Annotated in this window: 17 protein-coding genes; 7 read left to right on the top strand and 10 right to left on the bottom strand. The window is 33.3% G+C overall.

Annotated features, from left to right (window positions below):
* Positions 1-26 precede the first annotated feature (26 nt).
* Together ACFWV9_RS03525 and ACFWV9_RS03520 are read left to right on the top strand one after the other, a co-directional pair.
* Positions 27-566 carry a hypothetical protein gene (locus ACFWV9_RS03525; RefSeq protein ID WP_411893856.1) on the top strand — a complete coding sequence of 180 codons (540 nt, stop codon included), beginning with the start codon at positions 27-29 and terminating at the stop codon, positions 564-566.
* Positions 567-653: 87 nt separating this feature from the next.
* Positions 654-2,717, top strand: coding sequence for a M13 family metallopeptidase (locus ACFWV9_RS03520; protein WP_411893855.1), 2,064 nt, complete (start codon positions 654-656; stop codon positions 2,715-2,717).
* A gap of 59 nt (positions 2,718-2,776) precedes the next feature.
* Here the strand turns inward: ACFWV9_RS03520 and ACFWV9_RS03515 are convergent, their stop codons facing one another.
* From ACFWV9_RS03515 to ACFWV9_RS03505, 3 genes are all read right to left on the bottom strand, one after another.
* Entirely contained in the window at positions 2,777-3,484 is a 708-nt protein-coding gene (locus ACFWV9_RS03515; RefSeq protein WP_411893854.1) for a hypothetical protein, read from the bottom strand.
* Between the two features lie 187 nt (positions 3,485-3,671).
* Entirely contained in the window at positions 3,672-4,799 is a 1,128-nt protein-coding gene (gene asnA, locus ACFWV9_RS03510) for an aspartate--ammonia ligase (protein WP_411893853.1), read from the bottom strand.
* 221 nt (positions 4,800-5,020) lie between these two features.
* On the bottom strand, positions 5,021-5,827 hold the full coding sequence (locus ACFWV9_RS03505; protein ID WP_411893852.1) for a hypothetical protein: 807 nt from the start codon (positions 5,825-5,827) through the stop codon (positions 5,021-5,023).
* A gap of 116 nt (positions 5,828-5,943) precedes the next feature.
* Here ACFWV9_RS03505 and ACFWV9_RS03500 point away from each other — a divergent pair, with 116 nt between their 5' ends.
* On the top strand, positions 5,944-6,414 hold the full coding sequence (locus ACFWV9_RS03500; protein ID WP_411893851.1) for a CBS domain-containing protein: 471 nt from the start codon (positions 5,944-5,946) through the stop codon (positions 6,412-6,414).
* Positions 6,415-6,424: 10 nt separating this feature from the next.
* Here the strand turns inward: ACFWV9_RS03500 and ACFWV9_RS03495 are convergent, their stop codons facing one another.
* Positions 6,425-6,775, bottom strand: a complete 351-nt coding sequence (locus ACFWV9_RS03495; protein WP_411893850.1) for a hypothetical protein — start codon at positions 6,773-6,775, stop codon at positions 6,425-6,427.
* A gap of 178 nt (positions 6,776-6,953) precedes the next feature.
* Here ACFWV9_RS03495 and ACFWV9_RS03490 point away from each other — a divergent pair, with 178 nt between their 5' ends.
* The gene (locus ACFWV9_RS03490) at positions 6,954-7,289 is read left to right on the top strand and encodes a single-stranded DNA-binding protein (RefSeq protein ID WP_411893849.1); all 336 of its coding nucleotides are present in this window, start codon (positions 6,954-6,956) and stop codon (positions 7,287-7,289) included.
* 50 nt (positions 7,290-7,339) lie between these two features.
* Here ACFWV9_RS03490 and ACFWV9_RS03485 read toward each other — a convergent pair whose 3' ends face one another.
* Genes ACFWV9_RS03485 through ACFWV9_RS03475 form a run of 3 tightly spaced genes read right to left on the bottom strand, consistent with a single transcriptional unit; the run spans position 7,340 to position 11,306 of the window.
* A complete protein-coding gene (locus ACFWV9_RS03485; protein ID WP_411893848.1) occupies positions 7,340-9,844 on the bottom strand; it encodes a TonB-dependent receptor in 2,505 nt (834 codons plus the stop codon).
* Positions 9,831-10,733, bottom strand: a complete 903-nt coding sequence (locus tag ACFWV9_RS03480) for a FecR family protein (protein ID WP_411893847.1) — start codon at positions 10,731-10,733, stop codon at positions 9,831-9,833. The genes ACFWV9_RS03485 and ACFWV9_RS03480 overlap by 14 nt, the downstream gene beginning before the upstream one ends.
* Before the next feature lie 48 nt (positions 10,734-10,781).
* A complete protein-coding gene (locus tag ACFWV9_RS03475) occupies positions 10,782-11,306 on the bottom strand; it encodes an RNA polymerase sigma factor (protein ID WP_411893846.1) in 525 nt (174 codons plus the stop codon).
* A 210-nt stretch (positions 11,307-11,516) separates the two neighbouring features.
* Between ACFWV9_RS03475 and ACFWV9_RS03470 the strand changes: the two genes are divergently transcribed.
* The 3 genes from ACFWV9_RS03470 (at position 11,517) to ACFWV9_RS03460 (ending at position 14,654) form a co-directional block, all read left to right on the top strand.
* On the top strand, positions 11,517-13,298 hold the full coding sequence (locus ACFWV9_RS03470) for a hypothetical protein (protein ID WP_411893845.1): 1,782 nt from the start codon (positions 11,517-11,519) through the stop codon (positions 13,296-13,298).
* 27 nt (positions 13,299-13,325) lie between these two features.
* On the top strand, positions 13,326-13,811 hold the full coding sequence (locus tag ACFWV9_RS03465; RefSeq protein WP_411893844.1) for a hypothetical protein: 486 nt from the start codon (positions 13,326-13,328) through the stop codon (positions 13,809-13,811).
* Between the two features lie 129 nt (positions 13,812-13,940).
* Entirely contained in the window at positions 13,941-14,654 is a 714-nt protein-coding gene (locus ACFWV9_RS03460) for a hypothetical protein (RefSeq protein ID WP_411893843.1), read from the top strand.
* An 80-nt stretch (positions 14,655-14,734) separates the two neighbouring features.
* Here the strand turns inward: ACFWV9_RS03460 and ACFWV9_RS03455 are convergent, their stop codons facing one another.
* The 3 genes from ACFWV9_RS03455 to ACFWV9_RS03445 all read right to left on the bottom strand — a co-directional run bounded on the left by ACFWV9_RS03455 (position 14,735) and on the right by ACFWV9_RS03445 (position 17,933).
* On the bottom strand, positions 14,735-16,045 hold the full coding sequence (locus ACFWV9_RS03455) for a T9SS type A sorting domain-containing protein (protein WP_411893842.1): 1,311 nt from the start codon (positions 16,043-16,045) through the stop codon (positions 14,735-14,737).
* A 352-nt stretch (positions 16,046-16,397) separates the two neighbouring features.
* The gene (locus ACFWV9_RS03450; RefSeq protein ID WP_411893841.1) at positions 16,398-16,922 is read right to left on the bottom strand and encodes a ferritin; all 525 of its coding nucleotides are present in this window, start codon (positions 16,920-16,922) and stop codon (positions 16,398-16,400) included.
* 108 nt (positions 16,923-17,030) lie between these two features.
* Positions 17,031-17,933 carry a histone deacetylase gene (locus ACFWV9_RS03445; RefSeq protein ID WP_411893840.1) on the bottom strand — a complete coding sequence of 301 codons (903 nt, stop codon included), beginning with the start codon at positions 17,931-17,933 and terminating at the stop codon, positions 17,031-17,033.
* Positions 17,934-17,949 lie beyond the last annotated feature (16 nt).

Below are 17,949 nucleotides of genomic sequence, written 5' to 3'. Positions count from 1 at the left end.
TATATTTACAATCATTTTATTTCTTTATGAAAACTGGTGTCTTTTATTTAAATATTTTCTTGCTATTGTTTCTTACTTGTGGTGATTCAAGTGATGGCGTTACTGGTTCAGAGACTACGGAAGTACAACAAAAGGAAATAAAAATTACTCAAAAGACAATTGATGACTTTGATTATACGGATTACGTATTGAGTACGGAAGGCGAAAAGGCAGTTGCAAACTGGGAGAAATATCAGGAGTTGGCTATTCAAGTGAGTTATTTAAAAAAGGCAGATTTATCCTTTTTTAAAAGTGAAGTAGAGTTGTTGCAAGAGTTTGTTGAGGAATTTAAATCAACAGTCCCAGAAGATCTACAAACAAATCCCATAGTTTCACGTATAGTTATAGTAGAAACAGCCTTATTTAGGCTCAATGCAAATTTAACTTTAGACAATATCGATTCTGAAGAAAAAGCACAAAGTTTAAAGGCGGTTTTTGTGGCATTATCTAATTTAAACTTTCAGATTAACAAAAAATTAGAGCGAGATCTATATGATAAAATCTCGTCAGAGAATTTTCAGAATTAGTTAAAGTAAAGGTAAATTGTAACATTTACGGACAAAAGAAGTCTTATAAATAATTATAGTTAATTCGAATTAATTAAAATCATATTTATGAATACCAATCTAAGTCGTGTACTAGCGATATCAGTATTGGCTTTCTTTACCATTTTAGCTTGTAAAGAAGAAGCCAGCAAAGACACTGCCATGGCAGAAAAAATCCCAGGAATTGTATTAGAAAACATGGACACATCAGTAAGTCCTAAGGAAGATTTTTACAATTACGTTAACGGAACCTGGATGAAAACTAACACAATCCCAGATGACGAATCTCGTTGGGGCGGATTTGGTGTATTGCGTAAATCTACAAGAGCAGATGTGCTTGAAATCATTAACACATCAAAGGAGTTAGGAACTTATAAAGAAGGTTCCGATCAGAAAAAGGCTCTTTTAATTTTTGAAACAGAATTAGACACGGTTGCTAGAGCAGAGGCAGGTGTAACGCCTTTGAAACCTTATTTAGAAGCAATAGATGGGATAAATACTGTTGAAGACGTACAAGTGCTTGCTGCAACTAACCTAGGTGTTTCAGTACCTTTTGCGGGTTTAGGTGCAGGTCCTGATTTAAACAACAGTACAATGAATACGTGTTGGGTAGCACCTGGAGGTCTTGGTTTACAACGTGATTATTATCTTGAGCAAGACGACAAGAATAAAGAAATAAGAGAGCAATATAAAGCGCATATTACAAAAATGTTGCAGTATATTGATTACTCAGAAGAAGATGCAAAAGCAGCATCAGAACTTGTGCTAAAATTGGAGACGCAATTGGCGGAACCAAGATTAGACAAGGTGGCCAGAAGAGATGTTAGAAATATGAATAACCCTCGAACTGTAGCAGAACTTCAAGCAATGGCACCAAGCATCGATTGGACTAAGATGATTGATGACATGGGAATTGAAAAGCAAATTGACACTGTAATGGTAATGCAACCTAAGTATATGGTTGCTATGAATGATTTCTTAAAAAATACATCAATTGAGGATATCAAAACCTTATTGACTTGGAGAACTCTCGATGACGCTGCACGATACTTAAGTCCAGAAATTGAGAAAACTAATTGGGAATTCTATGGTAAAACATTAAATGGATCTAAAGCAATGAGACCAGCAGATGAACGTGCGCTTGGCACGATAGATGGTACTGTTGGAGAAGCTGTTGGGCAATTGTATGTTCAGGCAAAATTCCCACCAGAAGCAAAAGAAAAGGCCGAAAAAATGATTGCTAATGTCATTACAGCTTTTCAAAATAGAATTGAGAAGTTAGACTGGATGACACCTGAAACTAAAAAGAAAGCCATAGAGAAACTTGACAAGTTTACCGTAAAAATTGCTTACCCAGACGAATGGAGAGATTATTCTGAAATGCAGATTAAAGAAGGCAATTCTTATACTGAAAATATGTTGGCGGTAATGGATTGGCAACAAAAAGATAATCTTAGTGAAATCAATGAGCCAATTGATAAAAAACGATGGGGAATGCCACCACAAATGGTGAACGCTTATTTTAATCCTATAAACAATGAAATAGTTTTTCCAGCGGCCATATTACAGCCACCGTTTTATAACTACACAGCAGATGAGGCTGTAAATTATGGTGGAATTGGTGCAGTAATAGGTCATGAAATTTCACATGCTTTCGATGATTCTGGGGCACGTTTTGATGCAGATGGAAATGTGAATAACTGGTGGACACCAGAAGATTTGGCAGAGTTTGAAAAACGAGGCAAGGCTTTGGCTGATCAATATTCAGCAATTGAGGTACTAGATAGTGTTTACATTAATGGTCCTTTTACATTAGGTGAAAATATAGGTGACCTAGGAGGTGTTCTGGGAGCTTATGATGGTTTGCAGTTGTACTTCGAGGAAAACGGTAGACCGGACGATATTGATGGTTTTACTGCGGAGCAAAGATTCTTTATGTCTTGGGCAACTGTATGGAGAACACTTTCTCGTGATGACGCATTAAGAAACCAGATAATGACAGATCCTCATTCACCTGGACAAGTGAGAGCAATACAGCCACTTAAAAATATTGATGCCTTTTATAAAGCATTTGATATTAAAGAAGGAGATAAGATGTATCTCCCACCTGAAGAGCGTGTTAGAATTTGGTAACACATAAATAAAAAATGCGACCAACCGGTCGCATTTTTTATTTTATTAACACAAAGTGATTAGTTCTTATTAGCCTCAGCCGCGAGTTGTGCTTTCTGAGTTTCTAAAGCTTGTCTACTTACTTTTGCAAGGTTAAAATTAGGATCAATAGCCAATGCATCATTCATTAATTTTAATGCCGTATCAATATTTGCTTTTTTATCCTCTGTAAAAGATAAAAGCCCTTTAAGGCACAAAAAGGCAGCCTTTAATGATGTCTCATAAGGCTGTTGTGTTTCATAAAATGCTCTTTTCTGATCTTCTTTAGCATTAGCTAATCCATATTCAATATTTGTTCTAGCACCAGCTAAATCAGTTATCTGAATCTTCATATCAGCCATATCATATGCCAAATAAGGATTTGGGTCTCTTTTATAAAGCTCCTCATAATGCTCTAAGGCCATTTTAGGCTGATTAAGATTTTTTAATGCAAGCGCTTTTACTTCAACATTCATGTCTGAGTCAGTTGCATTTTTTTCAACACCTATAGTGTTTAAGGCTTGGACATATTTACCTTCAGAAAGATAAAGATAAGCCAGGGTATCTTGCCTAGCAACATTAGGCTCTAATACATTTAAGTGTGTTAAGGCACTAATTATACCCTGTACATCACCTTGCTTTTTCATTTGTGAGTAATAAGACTCATAGTGAGCTTTTAATCCGTCATTACCTTGTGCAAAAATGCTAACTGAAAATAATAACATCAATGCAATTGTAGTCTGTTTCATTATTAATTAATTTTAGGCGCTAAAACTATAAAAATTAATGGTAATTGACCTTAAAATTCTATTAATTTCTAAATAGCGTGTTCAAACTAGTTGTTCAAAAGCTATACCAGTTTTGTGTTACCTATAATTATTTCATTGTTAAAGTCTGTTTTTTTTGAATATTGGTTTATAAATTAAGATTACTTCATTATTCCAAGACATGGATATTCTTCTCTTTACAAATCTCTTTGAGTTCATCTGGCCAAACTGAAACAGTTACTTCGCCTAAATGGGCTGTTCTTAATAAATACATATATGTTCTGGCCTGACCTATACCACCACCAATACTAAGAGGGATTTCATCATTTAAAATAGCCTGGTGATAAGGTAGTTCAAGAAAATCTAATTGATCTGTTAATTCAAGCTGGGCTTTGAGTGATTCTTTAGTAACACGTATTCCCATTGATGTTAATTCATGTCTTCGTTTTGTCACTGGGTTCCAAACTAGAATATCACCATTCAATCCATACATTTGTTCGCCATCTTTTACGATTGTTGGTGTTATCCAATCATCATAATCGGCCGCACGCATCTCATGAGGATATCCATCTTTGAGAACAGCGCCTATTCCTACAATAAATACTGCTGGATAATCCTGCAAAATTCTAGTTTCACGTTCTTTTCGAGGTAAATCAGGATACATGTTTAGAATTTCTTCTGCATGCAAGAACTTTAATTCTTCAGGGAAATCAGGATATTTAGGGTCATTAAGTTCTGGGAACTCCTTTTTTACCATCAAACCTGCTCCACGAATCACTTTCCAAATCTTTTGAACGGTTTCCTTTAAATAATCTAAATTTCTATCTTCTTCATTAATTCTCTTTTCCCAATCCCATTGATCAACATATGCAGAATGATCGTGATCAAGAAAATAGTCCTTTCTTACTGCTTTCATGTCTGTATTGATACCTTGCCCCACGTTACAATCAAATTGTGCGAGAGCCATTCGTTTCCATTTAGTAGCGGCCTGCACAACCTGGGCTTCAATACGTTTTTTTAAACCTAATCCTGCGGGAAAATCGATAGGAGTTCTTGATCCATCGCGATCTAGATAATCATTTACACCACTATCCTTACTAACTATTAATGGTACTTGAACCATTTGAATGTTTAAGGCATCTGCTAAGCCTTTTTCAATATAATCTTTAATCATGTAGAGTGCTTTCATTCTCCTCAATGGAGATTGTAAAGCAGAATAGTTGTCTGGAAGTATGTCTTTTACTTTTTCGTAAGTGCTGATTCCAGGTCCTGCTAAATCTGATTTTTTATCGTACATATTTTAAAATTTAAGAATATTAGAGACTAGATTGTCTACAATTGTTTGATTCTAAATATGAAGATTTTAACGCAGATAATCTATGATAAAAGTCAGTCTATAAGAGTGTTATTACTTTTGAGGAGTTTTAAAAAATCTGAATATAAATAAGGTGGGTTTCTTATTTTTTAAATGATAGAAGACGAATCAAATGAAATAGTAACCAAAAAGTCTATTTATTTCTATATAGCGTGTTTAAACTTATAGTTCAAAAGCTGTATCAGTTTTACGCTATCTATAATTTTTCCTTTGTTAAGGCCTGTTGTTTCAAATATAGGTAAGGGTAAAACCTTGTTCTTACAATAATTAGTATAGTAGTTTTTTCTTGTAGGATGTGAAGGATATACGGCATTGAGCGTTATATCAAACAACTCTTTTTTAATTATCTGTGTTATTATTCCGATACAGTCTGCTTTATGAATTAGGTTAATAGGTGCGTCAGGATTTTTAATAGTTGTTCTACCAGATAAGTAATTACCGGGATGACGTTGTTCATCAATTAATCCACCAAAACGAATAATAGTAGTTTTAAAAGCATAATTCTCCGTTAGTATCTTTTCAATTTCAATAAGTTGTTTGCCAGTATCAAAATTATTTGGTTGGGTTTCGGAGGTTATAACCGGAATATTACTTTCATTTTTAAAAACGGAAGTAGAGCTAATATAAATTACAGTCTTATTTTGATTTTGATTAATAGATTCAGCTAAATGAGCAATCTCAGTAACGTGGTTTTTATCTGGATTTTTTCTAAGTCCTGGTGGTATGTTTATTATTACAACATCACTTTTTTCAAGAAAACCATCAATGTCACCTTTAATTCCATCTTCAGTTAATCTAATAAGAAATGGATTGATGTTGTAAGACTTTAGTTGGTTAAAGTTCTCTTTAGATGTTGTAGATCCATTTACCATAATTCCATTCTGAGTTAAGGCAATTCCAAGAGGAAAGCCCAACCATCCACAACCAATAATACTTACTTGTTTAATCAACACTAAAGATTAGAATAATTGTGCAAAAATAGGGTTTAAAACGTTGCTCGTCTGAGCAATTTTGCTAAATGATTAATTTTCAGTAACTTTAAAAGTAACACTAAATTTTATAGGTTATGGGCATAAAGAGTTTTCAGGGGTCGCGCAAGCAACAAAATGTTGCAGCACCAGTAGCATTAAAAGTAAGAGATTACATGACGACAAGTTTAATAACCTTTAGTCCTGATCAATCTATTCAACAGGTCGTTGAGTCGTTAATTAAATATAAAATTTCCGGTGGCCCTGTTGTTAATAGTAGGCATGAATTAGTAGGCGTTATTTCAGAAGGTGATTGTTTAAAACAACTCAGTGAAAGCCGTTATTATAACATGCCCTTAGAGCATGATAATGTTGAAAAACGAATGGCTAGAAATGTTGAAACCATTGACGGTAATATGGATGTATTTGATGCGGCCAATAAATTCTTAAATTCAAAAAGAAGACGATTCCCAATTGTAGAGAATGGGAAATTAGTAGGCCAAATTAGTCAAAAGGATATTTTAAAAGCAGCACTTCAACTTAAAGGCCAAAACTGGAATAGGCAGTAAAAATTCATTCTTAATCATTACGCTTCACAAGAGCATAGTAATCATTTTCTAAAGGTAAATAACCTTGGTCGTATACAAAATAATAAATGGTCCCAGCTTTTGTTTTGTATATGCTCGTTATGTAATTAAAGTCAAATCCTTTTTCTATGAGCTTAGCTCTAGAGGTCTTGGTTTTTTTATCAGGATTGAGTTGCTCCAAGACCCTATAGTTTTTTCTAAGTCTATTATTTGTGTTCCTAATTAGGTTTTTGGAATCCTTATTTATTCTATTATTGTATGCATTACGACAGGCATCACTACAGAATTTTTTATCAATTCTACCAATTATTTTATCGCCACATTCAGGACATTGTTTTTGCATAACATCTTTATTTACGGTAAATATAGCGAATAATTATTCGTTTACAAATGACTACAAACATTTACAAACGATTTTAAATACGTAAATACCGAATAATATTTGGTAGCTGTCACATCTTTGCAATGTCGAAACATAAGAACTCGATAGTATTAACTGTTTAACATTAAAAATTAGAATTATGAACACATTAAGAAACAAAGTACAGTTGATTGGTAATTTAGGAAACGATCCAGAAATCATCAATTTAGAGTCAGGTAAGATCTTGGCAAAATTTGCAATCGCTACTAACGAAAGTTATAAGAATGCTCAAGGAGAAAAAGTAACTGACACGCAATGGCACAATATTGTTGCTTGGGGTAAAACAGCACAAATTGTAGAGAAATATGTTGGTAAAGGAAAAGAGGTAGCCATTGAGGGTAAACTTACCACACGTTCTTGGGAAGATAAAGACGGTATGAAACGTTATATTACGGAAGTAGTATGCAGTGAACTTCTAATGTTGGGAAAACAGTAAAACTCACTTCAAATGAAAAGAGCAACCTCAACGGCTGCTCTTTTTAATTATTAAAAATATAATCTAATTACAGCATTTGTTGTAAGTCCTAAAGAGAATCTTGAAAACCTATTTACTGTTTGGTTTGGATTAACTCTATAATAATCATTAATTGCATTTTCCCTATTTGAAATATTCCAAACAGAAGCACCAATTTCAGACCTAAAGGTGTTATTAATTTTGAACTTATATATTGCAGAGGCATCAATTCTAAAGTAATCTATTAAACGTTCATTATTTCCTTTATCGAAGTTAACATTGTCATCTATTACTTCATTACCTGATAGAGGTATAGTTGTTGGATTTCCAGTTCTGTAATTTAATCCCGCAGAAATATTCCAAGTCTTATTACTAAAAGTAGTTCCTAATGCAACTGAATGTGAAATATCAAAATTACTTGGTAGCTCAACATCTTCAAGATCTTCAAATGTGTATGTATTATCTAAGTAAGAATAACTCAACCAACTATTGAATTTTCCGTAATTTTTTCGACAGAGGAACTCAAATCCATAAGCTTCATAACTTCCTTTTTCTTTTGTAAATTCGTATTTAGTAGTAAAGCTTTGACTTTGAGTGGTAATTCCTTCGACTGTTTTATAATAGCCTTTAACATCTAAAAGCCAACCACTATTTTTATATAATATTCCAACTGAAGCTTGTTTACTCTTTAAAACAGGAATACTGTCATTGTCAGTTAGTTGCCAACGTCTTTTCTCAACACCTAAAAAATCATTCTGGAAATTAACTATTTGCGAGGTACTTTGATGTTTAAATTCACCCTGAGCCTCAATTTCGATATGCTCTCCTATGACTTGTCTTACACTCAATCTTGGTTCTATGATTAATTTTTCAAACCGAGTTAAGTAATTCGCTCTGACTCCACCTCGAATAGAAAAATTATTATTCGGACTTTTGTACCAAGCTTGACCAAAAGCTCCATGCTCTCTTAATACTTCTTCATCACGTCTTACAAAACGTGGTAAGTCAATATCATTTAAGTTAATAACTTCAGTTTCTGTAAATTCATAACCAAGATTAAAACGCCATAGATATTCTTCATATAAGTTATTCAATTGAATACTTGTTTCAGAGACTATATTTTCTTGTAGCTGAAGCTGATTACTCAGTACGTCTGCATTAAGAGCTTCAAGTTTATACTCATTATCATAAATGTTAATTGTTGAGGACATTTTTTGATTCCATCGTCTTTTATAGTTTACTCCTATTGCCAATGTATTTTGCGAGATATTACTGCGTCTCGTTCTCGAATTACCATTAACATCAGCAGTTTCATTAAAGCCTAGGTCATTATTAATTAAAATAAAGTTTAGCCTAATAAAGTCTTTGTCAGATGGTTGATATAACCAACGCAGTGAAGTATCATAAAAATCAAAATCTTGATTAGAGTTGGTTACACTTGCCACATTGTTGTCTGCTTCTGTTTCTTGGGTTACTCTATCGAAATAGACATCATAAGTTGGTGTTCTAATCAAATCATCTAGTGATTTTCTGGAAGCAATTTGAAGTGATGACTTATTGCCAATAGGTATGTTTGAAAACAATTCTGCATTCAGAAAATTAAGACCAACAACACCATTGAATTTAGAATCTATTTGTTTATCCGTTTTCAAATGAATTGTACCAGAAACTCCGTCGGTCAATGCGACATCCGAACCATTATTAACAACACTTGCTTTTTGAGTCATCAAAGGATTAAAACTTGATATTAGACCAAAGAAATGTCCTGTTTGGTACATTTTTATATCGTCCCAAAGCATTAAATTCTGATCATTAGATCCTCCTCTAATATTGATATTTGAAACTGTTTCGTCAACGCTTAATATACTCGGTAAGGCTTGAACAGTTTGTAAGACATCAGACTCAATCAAACCTGGTAAAAGACTAAATCGGTTATAATCAATAGAGGTTGACCAATCCTCTCGTTTATCAATTCCTCTAACAAGGTAAGTTTCAATAATTACTGGCGCTATGGCCTCATTCTGAACTAACATAGCTATGGTTCCACAATTCTCTAAGCTAAAATATTTTACTTGACGTTCAATAGTTCTAAATCCAATATGCCTAATAGTTACTAGTTGGTTTCTAGTTCTCAACTCAATTTCAAAATACCCATTCTCATCGGTTATTGCATAGGCAAATCCGCTTGTTACGGTAGCACCTGTAAGAGCATTTTGGGATACCGAATCTTTAATATAACCGCATAGTTCAATGACCTTTGAGATTGTATAAACTGAATCACTAATCTTTTCAAAGACCAGATTAGTTTGATTTTCAAGATTTTTGATTTTGGCATTGAGGCTTAAATCTTTTGGAACAGGTACTACAGAAAAATCATTTAAAAGGTTACTCTCATAGTTAAAAGTAACTGAGTGCGATTTTGTGATTTCTTCAATCACTTCTATAATGGGAACTTTCTGTTCTGAATTTTGCCCATGTGAATTTCTGCTTACGAAGAAGCACAAGGATAGAATTATGTAAAATCTAGTTCTTCCCATTCTTTATAATGACCTCGTTGTTATTCTTAATTGTATAGGTCAAATTAAGGGGTATTGAAATAGATTTTAGGGCATTCTCAAGATTGTCATGTTCAATGGCACCTGTGAATTGCATAATTAAATCAGATGGATACTGTACTTTAATGTTGTATTGTTTTTCAAGTTCTTTAGCCACTTCTTTAAAAGTTGCATTTTCAAATACACTCATATTTTTGAGCCAATAAGGTTCTGCTATAGCAATATTAGATTTTAAACCTATGTTGGATGAAAGAACAAACTCCGTTCCTGCTGGTAACATTACCTTATCAGTACTGTATATTACTTCTACTAATCCCTCATAACAAGATACTTTGAAAATACTGTCTCTGGAAAGGATATTAAATTCCGTACCTAGAACAGTAACTTTTCCATATTCGGTGTTTACTTCAAATCTATTTCCTTTTTCAACATCAAAAAAGGCTTCACCTTTCAGGTCTAAAGATCTATTCTCAGTCCAATTCTTACTGTTGTATTCTAATTCTGATAATTCATTAAGATTTACAACTGAGTTATCAGGCAAAGTAATAGTCTCATTTTGTGCATAATCTGTACTAAAAGAGCTTGTATTCTTATCAATTAATAAAGTAAATAGTGCAAAACCGACTACAAGAATAGCTGCTAAACCAGATATAATTCTTGTCCAATTTATTGAAGAATTATTATCGGAAATTAAATTCTTTTCAAATTTATCAAAGGATTCAACCTTAGCATTTATAGTACCATTGAACCGTTGAGCTTCTTCAATAATTTCTTTATACAGATCTGCATCTTCCAACGAATTGAAAGCCTGAGACTCTGTTTCAGTCAGGTCATAATTTAACCATTTTTTTATTAATTGCTCTTTGTCCATAAACGTTGCTATATAATTAAAACAACTTAAATTGCATTTGTCCCAAGATTATTTTCGATTTAATTCTTCAAGTTCGTTTTTAAGTTTATTTAAAGCTGCATAAATTCTATGTTCAGCTACTTTTTTGGTTATTCCTAAAAATTCTGCAACTTCCTTATGAGTTTTACCATCAACCTTATTTAAAAGGAACGCAACCCTCTCTTCTTCCTTTAATTTTCCAAGAACATGCTCAAATCGCTTTAAAAATTCTTTTTTTCGTAAGATAAATTCTGGAGATTCATTAGTATAATCCTTTGGCTTTACCTGTTTGTATTTTAGCACTACCTTTTGATGTTTAACTTCATTAAGCATCATATTATTTGCTGTGGTATACAAGTAAGTCTTTGCTGCTTCAGGTTTTATTTTAGCGCAGTTTTCCCAGAGTTTAATAAATGCCTCTTGCACTTTGTCTGAAGGATTTAAAAGCTCTCCATATTTATAGAATAACAAATTGCTTAACGACTGGGCATATTTCTCATAGAGACTTGAGAATATTATTTTATCGCATATGTCTTTATGTAATGATTTTGGCAATGGGTTTTGACTGTTTAGTAATTAAAATTAATTCAAAATAGTAGAAATAAACCTGTATTTAACCAACAAATGTCATGTTTCATGGAAATTACTTTAAATAGATTGGAATAATTTTTTTGGGATAATTTATCAGTGAGTTGTTTTAAGAATAAAGAGGCTAGATTTAAAAGGCCAATCAAAAAACGAATATTAATAATAAAAACTTTGATTATGAAAACCCTGAAACCAATCTTATTAATTGTTCTTTCGGTTTTACTAACAACTACTTCCTGTAGAACAGAAGATGATTTAAGTATTGACCCTCCTGTTGAGGAAGCTATAGTAGCCAATTCAACAGTTGCCAATCTTATGAGTAATGTTGCAATTAATGACGGCTCCAATGATAATATCATTGATAGTGCAAATTGTTTAAGTATACAATTACCAGTAACAGTTATTGTAAACAATATTGAAATAACCATTAATGACGATGATGGCTATGAAGATATAGAAGACATTATTGACTTATTTGATGATGATATTGATTCAATTGAAATTGTATATCCAGTGACGGTCATTCTCACAGACTATACAGCGGTTGTAGTAAATTCTGATTCAGAATTAATGACATTAGCTTCAAATTGTCCTGGTGAAAATGAAGATGACGACGACATTGAATGTATTGATTTTCAATATCCTATAAATGCATCTATCTTTAATGAAAATAACGATATTATTGATACCGTCACTATAAGTAACGACAATGATATGTATGAATTTATTGATGACTTAGACGAGTATGCTGCCGTGACAATTAGTTTCCCAATTACAGTAATTTTTTCAGATGGAAGTACACTGACCATAAATTCTATTCAAGAACTTGAAAATGCCATTGAAATTGCAGATGACAGTTGTGATGAAGATGATGATTATGATTATGATGACGATGATTGTAATAACTGTACAACTAACGATCTTGATTCCATTTTTGCACAATGTTCTGAGTGGACTGTAGATAAATTAGAGCGCAATGATAACGACCTAGAAGACAATTATGTGGGATATGTGTTTGAGTTTAACAGTGATGGATCAATTTTAGTTACACAAAACACAAATACCTTCAATGGTACATGGAGTGCTTCAGGCAATGGCAATAATATTTCAGTAACTATTGATATTTCTGGATTAAACGATTTCAATGATACGTGGATATTACATGAAATAGAACAGGATGATGAGGTAGATGTTGATCTAAGATTAGGAGATGATAGATTACGATTTGAGAGCGATTGTCAATCTAATGGTAACGTTGACGATTCCTCATTAGTGAATGCCTTGACTAATGGTGATTGGTATATAACTTACTTTTTTGACGATACCGATGAGACATCAGATTTTCAAGATTATGTATTCAATTTTGCATCAAATAATACGGCAACGGCAACTGACATGAGTGGTACAACAAATGGTTCATGGTCTACAACTTCAGGCGATGACACCGAACTTGGACTAAATTTGAATTTTGGTACTAGCATGCCTTTAGACGAATTAGCTGACGATTGGGATGTACTAGAAGTAACCAATGACATTATTAGATTAAAAGATATAAGTGGCGGAGACGGGTCTGAAGACTTCATAACCTTTGAAAGAACACCATTTGATGGTGGTAGTGGAAATGACGATTTAGAAGACATATTAATTGATGGTTTATGGATAGTAGCTTCTTACACTGAAGATTCAGAGGATCAAACGTCAGATTACAGTGGTTTTGAAATAGAATTCAATGTCAATGGTACTGTTACTGCTACAAATGGATCTAACACAAACAATGGAACATGGTCTGTATTTAGTTCTGGTAACCAAATGGCTTTAGATTTTGGGACTGATATTCCATTTGAGGAATTCAATGATGATGATTGGGATGTAATTTCTGTTTCTAATACCGAAGTAGTCATTCAAGATGTAAGTGGAGGTGGAGGTGGAACCGATGTCTTAACACTTCAAAAACTGTAATTAACAAACGATTTAAAATTTATAATTATGAAAAAAGTATTCAATCTTGGGTTTATATTAATGTTGAGTTTTACATTAATGTCATCAATGTGTTCTAGTGATGATGACGACAACCCAAATAACAATAGTCAGCAAATAGCACAAATTGAAGATAATGTACAAACGGGTACATGGCGAGTTTCAAACTTCATTGATTCTGGAGAAAACGAAACTTCTGACTTTAGTGGTTATGATTTCACCTTCAACATGGATGGTTCGCTTGTTGCTTCAAACGGTACAAATACATTTACTGGTACTTGGTCTATATCTGATGACAGTAATAGTAATGATGATAGTAATAGTAATGATTATGATATTCACTTTAATATTTTCTTTCCAGTTCCAGATAGTAACGATTTTGAAGATTTAAATGACGATTGGGATATCGTAAGTGCAACTTCAACAAGAATTGAACTCATTGATATTAGTGGCGGAAATGGAGGTACGGATATGTTAACTTTTGAGAGAAATTAGCTAGGGAAATATTATTTATAACATGAAGGCTAAGAGCACCATTAGGTTTGTTCTGAGGTGTTCTTAGTACGTCATATTCAAGTTTCAAATCTACACATAACACATTATAAAAAGACAAAATTTAGTATTATGAAAAGAGCAATTTTATTAATTTTTATACTTTCACTTTTTTCACTTAGTTGTTCTAAAGAAGAAAGTGACCAAAGCAGAATTAAACTCAAAGTGAGTGCTGTAAATGACGAAGGTTTAAGCTCAAGGTCTATAATGGTCAAAAGCGGAAATAATGAAAATGTAGTATTAACTGATTTTCGAATTTCAATTCGAGATGTGGTTTTTAAGAATGACGACGATTCTAGTAGCAATCTTGATACGGATGAAATAAGATTCAGAGGACCCTATCAGATCGATCTCCTTGACGATGCAAGTGCTTTATCGCAGACAATAGGAAATGTTGTAGTTCCCGATGGTCTTTATAAAGAGCTTAGGTTTAAATTCCACAAGGATGAAGATTTACCTATTACGAATGAGTTATATGATAAATCAATATACATTGAAGGAACCATTAATGATCAACCCTTTATTTTTTGGCATGATACCAGTGAAAATTTAGATATTGGAAGAAGTACAGGAGTAAGAGTTAATGGTGGAATGGTTGACTTAACAGTTCAATTTGATATTTCACAATTTTTGAGCTCTTTAAAACAAATTGATCTAACGGAAGCTACAGACGATAATAACAATGGAATTATTGAGATATATCCAAATGATCAAGATGGTAACCAGGATATGGCCAAAGACTTAAAGGATAATATTAAAGAAACAGCAGATTTAATAAATTACTAGGCTAAAACTATAAGTTAAATTTTAATAAAAAAGAGCAACCCATGGGTTGCTCTTTTTATTTTATATAAAGTATATATAACTTAGTTTTTAATTACTTTCTTAGTAACACTATTACCTGTTGTTGAATTAGTGATTTTTACAAAATAAAGCGCATCATCTAAATCGCTTAAGTTTGAAAGTGTAATTCTACCATTTGAGGCATCACTTTTCTGAGACATAATTAATCTACCGTTAATGTCTATAAGATTTAATTCAAAGGAATCACTATAGACCTTATTTAAAGTCACAGTGATTTCATTTACAAACGGATTTGGACTAACTGCAACGTTAGAAACTGTAAAGTCATCTACAGACAATGATCCTGGGCAAATTCCCCAACCCATATCTTGGAAGAATCCTAATGTAATAAAACCTGGATTATGATTTGCTACACCAGCGCTAACGGAAGATCTCATTAATGAGTTAACATCGCCAATTGGAAAAGTGGCATTATCCCAATGACTGATGCTTGAGCCTCCACTCCATGCGGTAGGAGCATATAATTTAGGTAATGTACCGCCTTGATTTAATTGTTGAATCGCCGTAGGGGCATTACAAAACAAATTATTACCCGTTAGTTCTATACCCAAAGCGGCAGATGGATCAGCAAAACTTAATATATCTGTGCCAGAACCATTTTCCATAAAATGGGGAAATATCGCTGGGATATTATTATTTGGTTCTCGTATGGAACCTATATCATCTGGGAAACTAGGTGTTATATTTGCCCATCCGTCAGTAAAACCTAGACCGTGACCAAGTTCGTGTAAAACTACAGTAACAAAATCTACTTGTCCTGCTGGAGGATTCGCATCGGTTCCATAGTACCAGTTGAAATCACTACTAAAGTTTGCATTTATGTCATTTGAGCCACCAAATATACTTCTGTCTGCACCTTCTAGTTTTTCCCATAATGCAGCAGGATAAAACGTATTAGGGATTGTACCAGGAGCAGTTGAGGTTAAAAAAGTTGCCGGTCCAGCACTTCCAAGAACACCGGGTCCAAGTGAAGTGAACTCTGCACTCACATTGATTGGAACAGTAGATTCTATAGAATTGGCCCAAATATCTACAGCATATTGAAATGCCGCTTGAGCTTCAGGCGTAAACCCAGTATAATTAACAATGAAGGTTGAACAAGGAGTTCCGCTTGAGGCCATTCTAGCAATAGTTTCTGGTGCTCTTGGTATAGAAATTTGGCCTACATATGCACCTAGTGGGAGCTCACAAGCTGGCCTTGTTGGTATCATTTCACGTAATTCAGTGGTATCATCTTGTGCCCCTAATAGAAGAGTAGAAGCCATCAGAATACATGCACATAAATTTTTAAAATTGAAGGTAATTTTTGTCATAGTTCAATATTTTTTGGTCATTAAAAATAATGCAAAATTCCATAATTGATAGAATTCTTTCAAAATAATTAACAGCGACAATCCTTAAGTGCTTGTTTTATGCGATATGTGGAAGACTATGCTACCTTTTTAAGCAAATCAAAACATGGACATTTTTTACACCTTTTGTGCTCTGCTTTTTTATATTTTTTGCAACATTTAGATTTTACGTTGCCTAAGACATCAAAGCCTGAAGTTTCAAGAACTTTAATGCGTTCCTTTTTTAGCTTTTTGTTTTTCTTGCCCATTGAATTTTAGAAAATCAACGTGGAAAAATAATTATTTTTATTTATTCTAAATAAAATTTAACAAATTAAACTCCACCACTTAAATCTTGGGCGGCAGAATTAACCGTAAGTTGTTGTATGTCTCTATCAAACAGATATAAACCACCTTTATCGTCACCAATCATGTTTACTTTATCTAGAATGGTTCTCGCAACAGCTTCTTCTTCAATCTGTTCAGCAACGTACCATTGTAAGAAATTATGCGTGGCATAGTCTCTTTCTTGCAATGAAATATGAACTAATTCATTGATACTTTCTGATACGAAGATTTCATGCTTCAGAAGTATTTCAAACATTTCCTGAAAACTGTTGTAAGTAACATCTGGTGCGTTAAGTTCTGAAATGTGTGCATGACCACCTCTTTCGTTGACAAATTTTACCAACTTTAGCATATGCTCTCTCTCTTCATCAGACTGATCGTACATAAAATTAGAAATACCTTCTAACCCTTTCACTTCAGCCCAAACAGCCATTGCTAAATATACTTGAGAAGATTCGGCTTCAATTCTTATTTGCTTGTTTAATGCAGCTTCTATTGATTTTGATAACATGATATATACTTTTTTGTAAAGATACTCACTTAATCGCTGAATTTAAAGTAGAATAGCACTTCTGAAATGAAAAATTACAATTAAGATTTAATCTAATTTATGAGACTGTTAAAAAAAGATTTCTTGAGCCAATCTAAACGTATTGGCATGTGCATCTACTATGGTTTTAATATCTGGCGAATATCCACCTCCCATGCTACACATTATTGGAATGTTATTTGCCTTACAAATCTCTAGAACAAATCGATCCCTTTCCTTACAACCTCCCACAGTTAGTCCTAATTTGCCTAATTTGTCTGTAGCGATAATATCAACTCCAGATAAATAGTAGATAAAATCTGGTTTTACTTGGTCGATTAATCTGGGTAATGTAGACTTAAGGATCTGTAAATAGGTAATATCATTAGTGTCATTTTCTAATGCAATGTCAAGGTCACTCGTTTCCTTTTTAAAAGGGTAATTGCTTTTACCATGCATCGAAAAGGTAAATACGGATGCATCGTTTTGAAATATTTGTGCAGTACCATTACCTTGATGCACATCTAAATCTACAATAAGAACTTTCTTTACCAAATCTTTAGTTTGCAAATACCTTGCGCCAATAGCCTGATCATTTAGCAAACAAAAAGCTTCACCTCTGTTGGTATAGGCATGATGCGTACCACCTGCAATATTCATCGCAATTCCATTTTCTAGTGCATGTAGACTTGCTTCAATGGTACCCTTAGCGATTATAACTTCACGCTCTACAAGAACTTCACTCAAAGGGAAACCAATTTTTCTTGCTGCGCGCTGATCTAAAGTGATATTAACCAAATCATAGTAATATTCTGGTTCATGCACTGCTAGAATATACTTGTCATTGGGTATTGAAGGTTCAAAAAAATTATCCTTTATACACGTACCTTCATGCAATAATTGCTGAGGTAACAAATCGTATTTTTCCATAGGGAAACGATGTCCCTCTGGCAATGGATGTTTATATATTGGGTGATATGCTATTTTAAGCATTGTCTATAATATAGTC

The sequence above is a fragment of the Winogradskyella sp. A2 genome, from assembly GCF_046762865.1.
Classification (GTDB): domain Bacteria; phylum Bacteroidota; class Bacteroidia; order Flavobacteriales; family Flavobacteriaceae; genus Winogradskyella.
This window is presented reverse-complemented; position numbering and strand designations above follow the sequence as displayed.